A 12,598-nucleotide genomic window follows, 5' to 3' on the forward strand; every position below is an offset into this window, starting at 1 on the left:
ACGGTCGGAGTGATGAGGATGTCACGCACTCACCTCGCCCGGCTCCGAGCTGCGGGCGTCGTCGTGTGCACGCTCTCCGCCGCGGCATGCGGACACTCTGCGCCTCCCCCGCTCGCCACCGGCACGTCGACCACGACCGCCCCCACGACCACCACCTCGCAGGCACCAGCGGTCGCCGACGTGAGTCCGGCTGGTGACTTCTCCCCCGTTTCCCGCTTGATCGACGACGCGATCGCGGCGCGGCGGCTACCCGGCGCGGTCGTCCAGGTCGGGCATGCCGGCAAGATCGTCTTCCGCCAGGCGTTCGGGGCGCGCAAGCTCGACGGCGAGCCGGGGCTCGACGGCGCACCCGCCCCCGCCGAGCCGATGACCGAGGACACCATCTTCGACATCGCCTCGTTGACGAAGAGCCTCGCGACCACGACCGCGATCATGCAGCTCTCCGAGCAGGGCAGGGTCCGGATCGACGAACCGGTGCAGACGTACTTCCCCGAGTTCAACCCGGCCGGCGATCCCCGCCGCGCGCAGGTCACACTGCGGACCTTGCTGACCCACACCTCCGGCATGGCGGGAGAACTGAGCATGGACGGTGCGTGGGGGTTGGTTCGAGCCGCCAAGGCCGAGGGCGTTCGCCGAGCGCTCGCCGCGGTGGTGGTGTACGAACCCGGAGAAGGCTTCCACTACTCCGACATCAACTTCATCATCCTCGGCGCGCTGCTCGAGAAGATCACCGGCGAACCCGAGGACGTCTACGTGCAGGACAACGTCTTTCGGCCGCTGGGCATGTCGGACACCCACTATCTGCCGGCCGGCAAGGCGTGCGGTCCACACCAGATCCGTGGAGCGGCAATCGCCTACGATCCGCGAGGACCGGCGCCGGGCGATTGCATGCCCGACACCTGGAGCACCGACCTCCTGCAGCGCACGGCACCGACGGCCATCGACGAAGACACCCCGGGCGTCAACCCCGACTTCGGTCACCCGCTTCGCGGCACCGTGCACGACCCGACGGCACGCCGCATGGGTGGGGTGGCCGGGAGTGCCGGCGTCTTCACCACGGTGCACGACGTAGGCCTCTTCGCGCAGGCCCTGCTCGATCGTCTCGACAACCGGCCCAGCACGTTTCCGTTGACTCAGGCGAGCGTTGAGACGATGACGACGCCTCAGCAACCCGGCCGCCACGCGGGTCAAGTCGAAGCGGCGAACGAGGCCAGCGAGCGTGCCTCCAACACGGCGGATCCCCTGCTGGCAGCGGACTACCCGGCGATACCGGGAGAGGACCTGCGCGGCTTCGGCTGGGACATCGACACTGCGCACTCGAGACCGCGCGGCGCGGTCTTCCCCGTCGGCAGCTTCGGCCATACCGGGTTCACCGGGGTCACCGTGTGGATGGACCCCGGGTCGGACACCTACGTCGTGATCCTGGCGAACGTGATCCATCAGCGCGGCGGCCCTCCGATCGCCACACTGAGCGGTCACGTGGCCACCGAAACGGCACGCGCCCTTCACCTCTACGGCAGCTAGGTCGACGGCGGCCCGCGTCAGGCCGTCAGCCGACTGACCACCGCGACGATCTCGTCGTACTCCCACGTGTCGCTGCCGCGCGCCTCGGTGTGGTCACGCCAGGCGTGGATCGCGTTGTCCAGCGCGACCGTGGGCGGGACGCCACCGGCACGCTGAAGCGCCGTCATCGCGAGGAGCAGCGCCGTGGTCGCGGGCGAATAGAGCGGGTGATCCGACATACCGCACAACCTACGACGCGCCGCGCATCACGGAGTCAACGGCGGTGAAGCGCCCGCGTGGTGCTGAAGGGGTCGAAGTCCTCATTCCACGTCGGCAGTGTCGAGGCATCGGCGAGCCGGTCGCCTCGGCGGATCAGGCCGACCAGGTCGCGGCCGACGATGCTTGCTGCTGCGTTGACCCCGCTCAGCATGGAGCCCACCGTGCCGGGACCCCACGCGGTGCTCGTCCCGACGGTGAAGAGTCCAGGGATGGGCGTGGTGTCCCTCGGTCGCATCGGGCCGGTCTGCGACAGTCGCAGTTGCAGTCCGAAGGGCGCACCGGCGGTGTTGTTGACGAAGCGCGTCTGCGTCGCCGGAGTGCCGAGTTCGCTCAGCACCACCTTCGACGACGACCCCGGAAAGGCCTGCTCCATTCGATCGAGCATGCCGTCCATGACGATCTTCTTGACTTCGCGATAGGCGGTGTCGTCGGAGTACTCACCGCTGGCGACGTCGTAGCCGTCAAAGCCCCACAGACGTGGATCGGCCGGGGTGACCGTCTGAACCTCGATTGTGGCGTGGCCGGGCGGCGCTGCGCGGTGATTCGACGGGTCGCGACGCGACGATGATTGCACGAACATGGGTTGTCGACGAGCCATGTCGCGCGCCCACTCGGGACCCGAGTCGAATCCCTTGCCGTTGAGAGTGTTTCGGCCGAAGGATGCCATGCTTCGATACGAGTCGGCCGGTCCCCACTCCGGGATGGCGAAGTAGTTGCCGTTCGAGCGCTCGGAGAGGTCGATGTCGACGCCGAAGAACCCGTTGATGAGCGGTTGCGACATCTTCCACCCGGCGACGCGCCTGCGGAACAGCCGGGGAAGCCGACTGAGACCGATCAGGTCCGTGTACGTCTTGACGATGTCGGCGTCCGAGACGACCGTCGACGCCGCCAGCGCTTCACCGTCGGCCAAGCGAATGCCGCTGACCTGCCCGGCGTCCAGGGTGATCTCGGAAACCTCTCTGCCCGTGCGTATCTCACCGCCATGAGCGGAGATCACCGCGGCGAACCCTGCGGCAAGCATTTGCCCACCGCCCTTGGGATAGTAGGACCCGGTGCCCACGTAGTCCTGGAAGAACGCCGCCATCGCGGCCGTCGGCAGGACGGTCGGGCTGCACGCCACAGCACCGGACTGCACCGAGAGCGCGTATGCCGCGCGCGGCGACAACCCCAGCGCGGCCAGCGTGGCGCCGTACGGCACGGCCATGAGCGTGGCGCCGCGGCCGGCCCGGGCAGCCCACCGGGCCATCCCCGCGGTGGTCACCATGTCGTTGCGGTCGTGCGCCTCACCGATTCTGCGCATGACGTCGTGGAAGCGAGCGACCGCTCGCTGCTCCCCGGGAAAGGCGTCGAAGAGGCTCTCCCGGTACGCGTCCCATCCCACCGGTGTCGCGAGTTCGAAGCCCGGAGCGATGATCCGGTCGAAACCCGTCTGGTCCATTGGCAGCCAGGTGATCCGGTCCTCGAGGCCGATCCCCCGCATCATGGCGGTGACGATCCCGTCGGGCCCGCAGTGGCTGACGTAGTGGACGCCGCAGTCGAATTCCCACCGTCCGCGCCGGGCGAAGACGTGCGACGAGCCGCCGAGGGTCGTATACCGCTCCACCAGCAGGGTCTTGCGCCCGGCGGCAGCGAGGTAGGCCCTGCCGCCAACCCACCCAACCCCGAGCCGATCACGATTGCGTCCCATCGGTCGCGCTGCTGCACTCGAACCCCTCGTCACTCGACTGAAGACGTGCCCGACTTCACCGATCGGTAAACCCGCGTCGGGTCGACGATATACACCGATCGGTAAAGTGGCAACCCGGCGGCACCGACACGGTGCGGCGCGCGACGACCGAGGGGCTCTCATGACGGCACGGGATGCGTTGATCTTCAGCACGATCGATCTCTTGCGCCGCCACGGGGTCGCGGGAACGGGGATCGCCGCGATCACCGACCACAGCCACGTCTCACGCCGGTCCATCTACAACACGTTTCCGGACGGGAAGACCGAACTGGTGAGGGAAGCCACGCAGGTGGCCGGAATGTTCATCGGGCACCAGATCGACAAGGCCCTGGACAAGCCCACCCCTCAGGAGTCACTCGCCGAGTTCGTCGCGCAGTGGAAGGAGGTCGTCGCCGGCGGCGACTTCTCGGCAGGCTGCCCGATCGCCGCCGCGGGACTGGCACGGTCCTCGGAACCGGACATCGCCGACGCCGCCGGCGAGGCGTTCACACGGTGGCAGACGGCCATCGCCGACTCCCTGCGCCGTCACGGCATCCCCGGGCCGACGGCAATGCAGCTGTCCAACACGGTTCTCGCCGCGGTCGAGGGCGCCGTCCTCATGGCCGTCGCGCAGCGATCGCTGACACCACTCGACGACGTTCGGAGCCAGGTCGAGATCCTGATCGACCATCACCTCGCCCGCGCCACGCACCAGTAGCGGTCGGTACGAGCCGAACCCTCAGCCTCGCAGTGCGGCTTGGATGTCGGGCGCGGTCACGGAATGCCCCTTGGCGCAACGGACCTCGACGTCGATGGGCGCATCGCAGTCGATGTGCGACAGCCCCACGCGGCCGCCGTCGGGCCGGGCCCATCGGTCTCCCCAACGCATCAGACCCAGCAGTATGGGGAGGAGTTCCTCGCCCTTCTGGGTGAGGTGGTAGTCCTCGCGGGCCCGTTGCCCGGATTCGTGGTAGGGACGCTTCTCCAGGATTCCCTCGTCGACGAGTTCGCGGAGCCGGGTGGCGGTGATCTTGTCGCTGAGCTGCGCGCGGCGCGCGAACTCGTCGAAGCGATGCGCCCCGTAGAACGCCTCGCGCAGCAGGAGCAGGCTGGCTCGGCGGCCGACGATGTCCAGTGCCGCCGCCATCGAGCAGTCGTCCGCCCGCCAGGAGTCCCGATCGGCGAGTCGGCCTACCAGCGTCGCAGAGGTCATACCCCACATGGTGCCACGCTGACTTGCCTTCAGTAAAGTCAGCGCGTTAGAGTCTGACTAGACGCCAGTACAGTCAGGTGCGGCGACGAACGAGGGGTGGGCGCGTGACCACTGAATCGCCGATCAGGCCGACCGTCGATGCCGACGTCGACGACCTCGAGTCGGCGCACCGCGCGGAACTGCTGTTCCAGCGTGACCCGCAGTACCGAGCGTCGCTCCCCCGTCAGCAGGTCGTCGACGCGGCCCGACGGCCCGGCCTGCGGCTATCCCGGGTGCTGCACACCCTCGTCGAGGGGTATGCGGACCGACCGGCCGTCGGCACCAGATCGGCCACAACCGTTGTGGACGAAGCCACCGGCCGTCGCTCCAGGCACCTCCTGCCGGCCTTCGACACGTTGTCCTACGGCGAACTCTGGTCGCGCGTGCGCGCCGTGGCCGGCGCTTGGCACCACGACCCCCACGCGCCGATCGCGGCAGGCGAGTTCGTCGCCACCATCGGGTTCGCCAGCGCTGACTACCTGACCCTCGACCTGGTGTGCGGTTACCTCGGCCTGGTCGCAGTTCCGCTGCAGCACAACACGTCTGCTGTGCGCCTGGCACCCATACTGGAGGAGACCGCGCCTCGGGTCCTCGCGGTCGGCGCGGACTACCTCGACCTGGCGGTCGAGTCGGCAGTGGGCCAACCATGGTTGTCGCGGCTGGTCGTCTTCGACTACCGACCCGACGATGACGACCATCGCGAGCGCCTCGGTAGAGCGCGCGCCCGATTCGCCGACGCCGGTGGGGACGTCGTCGTCGAGACCCTGCCCGACCTCATCGCCCGCGGCACCCAACTCCCGGATGCGCCAATGTATACCGAGGGGTCAGACGACCGACTGGCGATGATCCTCTATACCTCGGGGAGCACCGGAGCGCCCAAGGGGGCGATGTGGAGCGAGCGGATGGTCGCCACCCTGTGGACCATTCCCCTCAAACAGCCCGATGCAGTGGTCATCAACCTCGACTTCATGCCGCTCAACCACCTCGCCGGGCGCCTCCCGGTATCTGCCGCATTCCAGGCAGGCGGCACGAGCTACTTCGTCGCCGAACCCGACCTCTCGACGCTGTTCGACGACTGGGCGCTGGTGCGGCCCACCGACCTTGGTCTCGTTCCCCGGGTCGTGGACATGCTTTATCAGCGCTACCGGCAGATCGTCGATCGTCTCGTGGTCGCCGGCCGCGATCGCGCGACCGCCGAGCGGACGGCCATGAGCGAGGTCCGCGACGAGGTGCTCGGCGGTCGGGTTCTCTCCGGCTTCGTCAGCACCGCACCGCTCGCTGCCGAGATGCGCGCCTTCCTGCGGTCCTGCCTGCAGGTCGACGTGGTCGACGCCTACGGCCTCACCGAGATCGGCGCGGTCACGACCGACGGCACCGTCGTCCGGCCACTCGTCCTCGACTACAAGCTCGTCGACGTCCCCGAACTCGGCTACTTCAGCACGGACCGGCCCCACCCTCGCGGGGAGCTCCTGGTAAAGAGCGCAGCAGCCATGGCCGGTTACTACAAACGCCCCGAGATCACCGCGGAGGTGTTCGACGCCGACGGCTACTACCGCACCGGAGACGTCGTCGCCGAACTGGCGCCGGACCGCCTGGCGTACGTGGACCGGCGCAACAACGTCATCAAGCTCTCCCAGGGCGAGTTCGTCGCGGTCGCACGACTCGAAGCCGAGTTCGCGCGGACCCCGCTGATCCGGCAGATCTTCCTCTACGGCAACAGCGAACGACCAGCCCTGCTGGCCGTCGTCGTCCCGACCGACGACGCGCTGACGGCGCATGCCGGGGTGACCGACGAACTCGTGGCGGCGATCCGCGACGGCATCTCACGCACGGCGCGCGACGCCGATCTGCAGCCTTACGAGGTCCCGGTCGACTTCCTCGTCAAGACCGAACCGTTCAGCACCGCCAACGGGTTGCTATCGGGGGTGGGCAAATTGCTGCGTCCGAAACTCAAGGAACGCTACGGTGCCGCCCTCGAAGAACTCTACGAGGACATCGACAGCGCCCGTGCCGATGAAGTCCGCGCACTGCGTACCAACGCCCAGCATCAGCCGGTCGTAGACACCGTCATTCAAGCGGCAGCCGCGTTGCTCGGCAGCCCGACTGCAACCGTCACTCGTGACGACCACTTCGTCGATCTGGGCGGCGATTCGCTCAGTGCGTTGACGTTCTCGAACCTGCTGCAGGAGCTGTTCGGCGTCGAGACCCCCGTGGGGTTGTTGACCGGGCCGACGACGACGCTCGCCGACATCGCCGACCACGTGCAGAAGGAGAAGGGCAGCGGCCCGTCCGGACCCACCCCCGACGGCGTGCACGGACCGAACGCCACGACCATCCGCGCAGCCGACCTCGACTTGGACGAGTTCCTCCCGGAGGACCTCTTGGCCAGCGCCCGGACGCTCAGGCTGCCGGGGGTGCACGCACCCACCACCGTGTTGCTGACCGGCGCCAACGGTTACCTGGGGCGCTTCCTCGCGCTGGAATGGCTGCAGCGGCTCACCGAGACCGGTGGAACACTGATCTGCCTCCTGAGAGGTGCCGACGACGACTCCGCGCGGGCACGCCTGGAGCAGGTCTTCCACGACGCGGACCCGGAACTCAGTTCGCGGTTCCGGGCGCTGGCCGCCGAGCACCTCGAGGTCGTCGCCGGCGACATCAGCGAGCCGCAGTTCGGGCTGCACCAGCAGGTGTGGGACGCGCTGGCGGAACGCGTCGACCTGATCGTGCATCCGGCGGCACTGGTCAACCACGTGCTGCCGTACCGACAGTTGTTCGGGCCCAACGTCGTCGGGACGGCTGAGATCATCCGGCTGGCACTCAGCAGCCGCCTGAAGCCGGTCAACTACCTGTCGACCGTCTCGGTTGCCATGACCGTGGCGCCGGACGACTTCGACGAAGACGGCGACATCCGAGTGGTCAGTGCGCAGCGCCCCGTCGACGACTCCTACGCCAACGGCTACGGCAACAGCAAGTGGGCCGGCGAGGTGCTGCTGCGCGAAGCACACGACCTGTGCGGACTGCCGGTCTCGGTGTTCCGCTCCGGGATGATCCTCGCCGACCGTCGGCATGCCGGACAGCTGAACGTCCCCGACATGTTCACCCGGCTGATCTACAGCCTCGTGGTCACGGGTCTGGCTCCGGGATCGTTCTATCAGCGGACCCCTGAGGGCGGACGACCGCGGGCGCACTACGACGGACTCCCCGTCGACTTCGTCGCCGAGTCGATCACCACGCTGGGAGCCTCGGCAGCTCGTGGCTTTCGTTCCTACGACGTGATGAACCCCCACGACGACGGCGTCTCGCTCGACGTCTTCGTCGACTGGCTCATCGAATCGGGACATCCGATCCACCGCGTCGACGACTACGGACAGTGGCTCAGCCGTTTCGAAACCGCTCTGCGAGCACTGCCCGACGCGGTCCGCCAGCACTCCGTGCTCCCCCTGTTGACAGCCTATGGCCGCCCCGAGACACCGGTGAACGGCTCCCTGGCGCCGGCGAGCGTTTTCCGGAAAGCCGTGCAGCAGAACGGCATCGGCGCTGACGGAGACGTTCCGCACGTGTCCCGGCGGCTGATCGACAAGTACGTCGCCGACCTCCGTGTTCTCGGACTCCTCCCCGCCTGACACACCGCTACGAACGAAGGAGCGTCCTCCCATGACGACATCGCAACGGGTCGCACTCGTCACCGGCGCCAACTCGGGCCTCGGCAGGTTCGCCGCCCGCGCCCTGGTCGACGCCGGTTACCAGGTGGTGGGCACGAGCCGCAACGCCTCGGGTCTGGCCGACGAGCGGGGCCTGTCCTTCGTGGAACTCGACGTCACTCGCGACGAATCCGTGGCTGCGGCGGTCGACGCGGTGATCGCACGGTTCGGACGAATTAACGTTCTGGTGAACAACGCCGGCATGGGCCTCAATGGGGCCAGCGAGGAGAACTCGATCACCCAGTCGCAGCGACTGTTCGACATCAACGTCTTCGGCGTCATGCGGATGACCAACGCCGTCCTACCGCACATGCGCACGCAACGCAGCGGACGCATCGTGAACATCTCGTCGATCTTCGGGTTGATGCCCGCACCCTTCATGGCCGCCTACAGCGCGACGAAGTTCGCCGTCGAGGGGTACTCCGAATCCGTCGACCACGAAGTCCGTGACGACGGCATCCGCGTCGTCCTCGTCGAACCCGGCGGCACCAGAACCGGTTTCGACGACAACACGGCCGAACCGGACAACCCGTTGCCGGTCTACGAACACCGGCGGCGACGGTCGAATCAGGCCGTGGCAGAGCAGGTCAATAACGGGGACGATCCCGCGGTCGTGGCGAAGGCCGTCGTGGCCGCCGCAACGGACGAGAATCCGAAGCTGCGCTACCCGGCCGGCTCCGCGCGACAGTTGGTCGCACTGCGTCGATTCGCTCCCCGCAGGGCCTTCGACAAGCAATTGCGCAAGTCGCTCGCTGCGGGGAAGTGAGCCGAAGACACCGGCCCAATGGCCTCTGGGATGCTCGATGACGTTGTTCCGTCCGTCGTCACGGGCTTCGACGTGTCCTGGAGCCTCGGGGGTTTCGGAGCGTCGACGGTGTACCTAGGGCTGACGACATTGAGACGGTCAGTACCGCTGACGGCAGCGACGGCTCGCCCCAGACGCCCGTCGCAGCGGGTATCCGTTCAGTCATCAGGGTTCAGGAAGCGCCATGCCCTCGTCGCCGCGTGCAGGTTGAATCGGGTATCGACATTCCGGAGGTCGTGGCCGGTGATCTCAGCGATGCGTGCCAACCGGTAACGAAGAGTGCTGCGATGAATGTGCAGTGCAGCCGCGGATTCGTCGTAATTTCCGCCGCACTCCAAGTAGTCGCTCAGTGTCATCACCAGGTCGGAACTCTTGCAGTGGTCGTAATCCAGCAGTGTGCCCAGCCATTCGCGTACGAAGCTCTCGACTTCTCCACCGCCGTGGGCGGCATCGATGAGACGATAGAATCCAAGTTCGTCGAACGCCGCTGCACCTTGCGGACTGGCTGAACGCAGGCGAATGCTCATGACCCGACGGGCTTCCACGAAGGATTGCGGAAAGTCATCGGGTACCAGGCATCGGGAGCCGATGCCAACGACGCTGGTGGTCTTGCCGAGTATTTCACTGATCGTGCGGTGCAGCGCCCCTGGGTCTGGGCGGCCATCGGTGAGCAGCACGACCAGACCGCCGTGGCGTCCCTGTAAGTAGTTGAGATTCAACGCGGTTGCGGCCCGCCCGGCTGCGATTGTCAGAGCGTTCTCGGTGCGACCAGCACTCTGTACTACCACTACGTAGTGGGGGCGCCGCAGATCATGGTTCAGGGCGTCGGCACGACCGTAGGCCCCGTCCCGGTCGGTACCTGCCAAGAGATCGTCGACGAGCTCGCGGCGTAGGTTGAGTTCGATCTCGGCGACGGTCCGCTGATGGGAGAGCTCCAGGGCCAAAACGGTGGCGCCGTGGTGCAGGGCGAACAAGTCGTCGTCGGTCACCGTACCGTTCGGGTCGTTCAACGCTAGGACGCCGAGGGTCTCGGCCCTGGGTTGGATGAGGGTGAGGACCCGCCGTCCGATTCGTGCTCGACCGCCCTGTGCGGCCAGTTCGTGGAGTAACTGCTCGCGCTGGGGCGCCCGTTGTTTGGGGTAGGGGTGCGGTAGTCCGGGCCCGGCCCAGCACAGCAGGTTGCCGAATCGATCCTCGACAGCCACCGAATGCCCCGTCAAATCGCTGAGTACATCCGCGATTCCTTGCTCGCCCGTCCCCGCAGCCAGTGTTGTGCTCAAGGCTTCGTGCACGTTCGTCTGCCGCTGCAGCCGCGCCACCGCTTTGGCGAGTTCACGGTTCCTGTCTTGCAAGTCGGAGATTGATTCCGTCAGCCGCGCCGCATCGTCCGAGTCGCGTTTGCGCGTTGCGGCATGTGCCAGGGCGGCGCCGGTCTGCTGGGCCAAGATGGCCAGCAGTTCGGTTTGATCCTTCGTGGGTGCGCTGGCCGCGCTGACCACCAGGCACCCGTGGATCACGCGTCGGTGACGCAGTGGAAACGCCCACCCCCACCGGCCGTCCTCGACGTCGATCCGACCATCCCAGTTGGACTGGCGGTGCCGTTCGATCTCCGGGTGTGGTGGCTGGGATGTTGGAAACCGTACGAATTCGCCATTCATCGACTGATAACTGGCCTCGACCTGGCAGGGTCCGAGTCCGCCAACGGTGGCCGAGGCCGAGTGGAAGATCTCGCCGGCGTCGGCATCACTGAAGCTGACGCGCGACAGCGCGGCCAAGCCGGCAGACAATGTCTGTCCGATCTGGGTGCTCGCTCGGGGGCCGTGCGTTTCGTCGTTCATCTCGGAGTGGCCACGCTGGGCGCCTCTCTTGAACAATTCGTGGGCGGGACTGTCCGCTAGCGTGGCGTCGTCGGGCAGGCGTACCCGAAGTGGCAGTCCCAAGCGCCCTTCCGAATCCGCTTCTGCCCACTTGCCATCCGCTGATTCGACACTACTCCGTTCCGATGCTGACAGGTCGCTTCGACGAGCAGATGTTCGATTCACACCAGAACCGCACCAGATTGGCTTGCCTCACCGCACGGTTCCCGCTCTGCCGGTTCCTATCTGAGGTCGCCGCCACAGCTCCCACGCGAGTCGCAGCACCCCAATCACGGTGAGAACGGCCAACGACCAGACGGCAGGGGCAGAGATCGCCATCGGGAACACCAAGAGAGACGCGGCGGCAGCAAGGAGCCGATCGACTGTGACCTGATGGTGGTCACGCCATCGGTAGGCCACCTCGGCGGCGTAGAACATTGCCACCCCTCCGGTGAGTGCGAAGGCGGCCAGCGGCGCGAGCGGGTCGTCGACGTGCTCCACCGAAACCCGGATCCCCACGGCGAAGAAGACGATTCCCGCGACGAGCGGCAGGTGTAGGTAGCTGTAAGCGTCAAGGGCCAACCGTGGCCGATCTTCGGCGGCCGTTCGCCGCATGCGTTCTTCGGCTCCTGTGGTGAGGCCAAAGTATGTCCACCACAGGGTGGCCGAGATCAGCACGCCGCACACCACGGCGCCCAAGACACCCGGGTGGCGGAGGTCTTCGGATGCCACCGCCCCTAGCGCGATGATCGCCTCACCTAGCGCGATGATGATGACCGAACCGTGGCGCTCGATGAAGTACGACGGGACGACTCGAAGTCCGTTCGTTCCCGCTAGCCGCGGAGTGCCGAAGTCGACCGCCGCCGCGGCGACCCATAGCAGTTCACGATACGGCGAGGGCACGAATGCAGCGGCAACGATCAAGGCAGGCCCGATGAGTAACCCCGGCACCAGTCGGCGGATCGTCGACGCCGATTCAACCTCGTCGCGCCATGACGAGGCGATGAACATACCGGCGTTGATGAGGCGAACGGCGAGCAATGCGAGACCGAAGACGAACGCACCGGTGGTGAAGGCGCTCGGCAGCGCGATGACCGCGATCATCATCGCCGCCATCGCGAGGATGATCAGCGTCGTGTGAGCCACCCGCGCCACGTCGAACATGTTGGTCAGCCAGGCGTAACAGACCCACGCCCACCAGAGGGCCAGCAGAGCTAGCACCCCCCGGCCGAATCCCTGCCAGGACACGTCACTGAGCATCAGGTGGGTGACCTGCGACATCGCGTAGACGAACGTGAGATCGAAGAACAACTCCAGGTTGCCCATCGACCGCCCGTCCGCCCCCGGCGACTCCCGCAACTCGTCGGTGTGGGGCTCGCGGCCGGTTGATCCCCCTGCGGCATTGCCGCCGTGGGCCGTCATCGTCGACCGGTGGTCATGATCATCGACTGTCCTGTTCACCGGCGATGTCGTTCTCCGACAACACCTTCTGGGATC

General features: G+C 67.0%; 9 protein-coding genes. 4 read left to right on the forward strand and 5 right to left on the reverse strand.

Translation table 11 applies throughout. The features are described 5' to 3' along the window. The first annotated feature begins 12 nt into the window (after positions 1-12). Positions 13-1,524, forward strand: a complete 1,512-nt coding sequence (locus tag G6N61_RS04940) for a serine hydrolase domain-containing protein (RefSeq protein WP_163917522.1) — start codon at positions 13-15, stop codon at positions 1,522-1,524. 17 nt (positions 1,525-1,541) lie between these two features. Here G6N61_RS04940 and G6N61_RS04945 read toward each other — a convergent pair whose 3' ends face one another. After that, positions 1,542-1,742: a hypothetical protein gene (locus G6N61_RS04945; RefSeq protein ID WP_163917523.1), complete on the reverse strand. Its 201-nt coding sequence runs from the start codon at positions 1,740-1,742 to the stop codon at positions 1,542-1,544. Between the two features lie 35 nt (positions 1,743-1,777). After that, on the reverse strand, positions 1,778-3,469 hold the full coding sequence (locus G6N61_RS04950; protein WP_163917524.1) for a phytoene desaturase family protein: 1,692 nt from the start codon (positions 3,467-3,469) through the stop codon (positions 1,778-1,780). Positions 3,470-3,629: 160 nt separating this feature from the next. On the opposite strand from G6N61_RS04950, the gene G6N61_RS04955 reads away from it, so the two are divergent. Continuing rightward, positions 3,630-4,205: a TetR/AcrR family transcriptional regulator gene (locus tag G6N61_RS04955; protein ID WP_163917525.1), complete on the forward strand. Its 576-nt coding sequence runs from the start codon at positions 3,630-3,632 to the stop codon at positions 4,203-4,205. Between the two features lie 21 nt (positions 4,206-4,226). Here the strand turns inward: G6N61_RS04955 and G6N61_RS04960 are convergent, their stop codons facing one another. Further along, the gene (locus G6N61_RS04960) at positions 4,227-4,700 is read right to left on the reverse strand and encodes a winged helix-turn-helix transcriptional regulator (RefSeq protein ID WP_163917526.1); all 474 of its coding nucleotides are present in this window, start codon (positions 4,698-4,700) and stop codon (positions 4,227-4,229) included. 104 nt (positions 4,701-4,804) lie between these two features. On the opposite strand from G6N61_RS04960, the gene car reads away from it, so the two are divergent. Together car and G6N61_RS04970 are read left to right on the forward strand one after the other, a co-directional pair. Then, positions 4,805-8,362: a carboxylic acid reductase gene (gene car / locus G6N61_RS04965; RefSeq protein ID WP_163917527.1), complete on the forward strand. Its 3,558-nt coding sequence runs from the start codon at positions 4,805-4,807 to the stop codon at positions 8,360-8,362. Positions 8,363-8,393: 31 nt separating this feature from the next. Next, entirely contained in the window at positions 8,394-9,206 is an 813-nt protein-coding gene (locus tag G6N61_RS04970) for an oxidoreductase (protein ID WP_163917528.1), read from the forward strand. 197 nt (positions 9,207-9,403) lie between these two features. Here G6N61_RS04970 and G6N61_RS04975 read toward each other — a convergent pair whose 3' ends face one another. Together G6N61_RS04975 and G6N61_RS04980 are read right to left on the reverse strand one after the other, a co-directional pair. Then, a complete protein-coding gene (locus G6N61_RS04975) occupies positions 9,404-11,083 on the reverse strand; it encodes a helix-turn-helix domain-containing protein (RefSeq protein WP_163917529.1) in 1,680 nt (559 codons plus the stop codon). Between the two features lie 231 nt (positions 11,084-11,314). Continuing rightward, positions 11,315-12,523, reverse strand: coding sequence for a low temperature requirement protein A (locus G6N61_RS04980; RefSeq protein WP_163917530.1), 1,209 nt, complete (start codon positions 12,521-12,523; stop codon positions 11,315-11,317). Between the last annotated feature and the right edge of the window lie 75 nt (positions 12,524-12,598).

This window comes from Mycolicibacterium arabiense (genome assembly GCF_010731815.2).
In the GTDB taxonomy this organism is placed as follows: Bacteria; Actinomycetota; Actinomycetes; order Mycobacteriales; family Mycobacteriaceae; genus Mycobacterium; species Mycobacterium arabiense.

Excerpts from the sequence above, each read along its gene's own strand:
- G6N61_RS04940 (WP_163917522.1), top strand. The coding sequence starts at position 13 with ATGAGGATGTCACGCACTCACCTCGCCCGGCTCCGAGCTGCGGGCGTC.
- G6N61_RS04945 (WP_163917523.1), bottom strand. The coding sequence starts at position 1,742 with ATGTCGGATCACCCGCTCTATTCGCCCGCGACCACGGCGCTGCTCCTC.
- G6N61_RS04950 (WP_163917524.1), bottom strand. The coding sequence starts at position 3,469 with ATGGGACGCAATCGTGATCGGCTCGGGGTTGGGTGGGTTGGCGGCAGG.
- G6N61_RS04955 (WP_163917525.1), top strand. The coding sequence starts at position 3,630 with ATGACGGCACGGGATGCGTTGATCTTCAGCACGATCGATCTCTTGCGC.
- G6N61_RS04960 (WP_163917526.1), bottom strand. The coding sequence starts at position 4,700 with ATGACCTCTGCGACGCTGGTAGGCCGACTCGCCGATCGGGACTCCTGG.
- G6N61_RS04970 (WP_163917528.1), top strand. The coding sequence starts at position 8,394 with ATGACGACATCGCAACGGGTCGCACTCGTCACCGGCGCCAACTCGGGC.
- G6N61_RS04975 (WP_163917529.1), bottom strand. The coding sequence starts at position 11,083 with ATGAACGACGAAACGCACGGCCCCCGAGCGAGCACCCAGATCGGACAG.
- G6N61_RS04980 (WP_163917530.1), bottom strand. The coding sequence starts at position 12,523 with ATGACGGCCCACGGCGGCAATGCCGCAGGGGGATCAACCGGCCGCGAG.